Consider the following 1,781-nt stretch of genomic DNA (forward strand, 5'->3'; position numbering starts at 1 on the left):
GAGCAGATCCACATCGGCGGTGTCGACCAAGCGCACGTTGCCCACGGTGCCGGCACGCATTACATCCAGCTCCTGGGATTTATTCAGGAGCTGGGTATAAATTTCGGTGCTGACTTTTACATCGCGGGTGAGGCTAAGCAGTTCTTGCTGTGTTGAAGTCAGGCCCTCGACTTTTTTGGCCAAGCCATTCTGCTTGGCTGTTAGCTCGCCTAATTGGCTGAGCAAGGCCCGATAGGCGGGATGCTGACGGGTAAACTTGCGATCCATTTCCGCTTGCTGCAATTTCAATTCGGAGATGCTGGTATCAAGCGCCACGATCTGGTCGAGAATGGCTTTGGCTTCCAGGCTGATATCGATGGACTTACTGCGAATTTGATACTTGTTCAGGGCGTTTTCGGCTTTTTCCAGGTCTTTGCGGACCTGAGGCAGTTGATCTTGTAGGAACTCCAGGCTTTGAGCGGCTTCGGCCGACGTTCGCTCAACATTTTGCCGTACATAGAGCTTGGCGATTTCATTGAGGATTTGAATGGCTTCGGCCGGTTTCTCGCTCTCAAGAGCAAGCCCGATCATGCCGGACTCTTTACCGCGTTCTGCTACATCAAGTACCTTTTGGTACGCCAAGATACTGGTCAAGCGTGGGTCACGCACAATGCTGAACGTTGTGCCAGGATTGGCCTGCAACACCTCGACTTGCAGTTTGATGCCGTCCTGGTCATAGGCTTGGCCCACTTGACTTTGGACCAGAACATTGTCGTCTTCATCCAGCAACGTGAAGTGGCCACTTTCACCGCTGACGAAAGTTAGTTCCTCACCCAGAAGTTCTTGTGGGAGCTCGAGCTGAAATATTTTCAGGGTTTCGCCACCCCAGGCAAAGCTGCTCATGCCAAACCATGGCGTCGCGACTGTATTCACAGCGTCTGGTTTGAAATGACGAGCAATAAAGTCGCCGATCACCGGAAAATGGTTCGGCTCGACGGTAATATCGAGCGATAAATTGTCGACAACCTTGCCGATGATGGCGCGCGATTTGATTAATTCAATTTCTGTGGCTGAAGGCGACTCTTTACCCAACATGCTGTTGATATCGGAGAAACCGAGCATGTCATTTTTTTTAGCCTCCACCTGTATCAAGGCAGTAGCTTGGTAAACAGGCGTGGCCAACACCGCATAGGCCGTTCCCACGGCCATAGAGGCAGCAGTGATCCCGGCAATCAACCATTTATGATCGACCAGTGTCCCGAGTAGGCCCATCAGGTCGATTTCATCATCATCGTCATGAGAGGTTAATGCTGGAGTTTGCTGCATATGTGGGTTCTTTTTTAACAGGTATTCAAGGAGTGGTTTAGCGTGCGAGACGCCTTGCCCAGGCGGTTACTGCTTCTTCAATCAACGCGTATGCATGCACAAAAGCAGGTTTTCCTTGACGGTAGGGGTCGCTGATTTCGCKGTTGTTCTGCCATTTGCCCAGCAAGAAGACCTTGCCTCGCGCTTCAGGCGCAATCTTGAGAACACGGTCTATGTGGGACTGCTCCATCACCAGGATCAGATCMGATTCGCTGATGGTGGCGGGGGTCAGTTGATTGGCTTTGTGCTCATTTGGCAGATGGCCATGCTCTTCCAGGACGATTCGGGCGGTGGGCTCGATCGGGTGGTCTTGTAGCGCGCCAAGACCCGCGGAGCTGACTTTGATGTCGGACCGGCCCAGTGCATCTCGCAACAAATGTTCTGCAGTGGGACTTCGGCAAATGTTGCCAATGCAAACGATGAGAATCTTGTTAAAC

Annotated in this window: 2 protein-coding genes; both read right to left on the minus strand. The window is 52.0% G+C overall.

What is annotated here, in order from left to right; genetic code table 11:
• The coding region (locus ACXRVY_RS27140; protein ID WP_458238744.1) for a Wzz/FepE/Etk N-terminal domain-containing protein at nt 1-1,305 on the minus strand (1,305 nt) is incomplete at its 3' end.
• A gap of 37 nt (nt 1,306-1,342) precedes the next feature.
• Nucleotides 1,343-1,781 (minus strand): low molecular weight protein-tyrosine-phosphatase (locus ACXRVY_RS27145; RefSeq protein ID WP_458238745.1); only part of this gene is annotated, 439 nt, incomplete at its 5' end.

This window comes from Pseudomonas sp. P5_A2_2, from assembly GCF_054177685.1.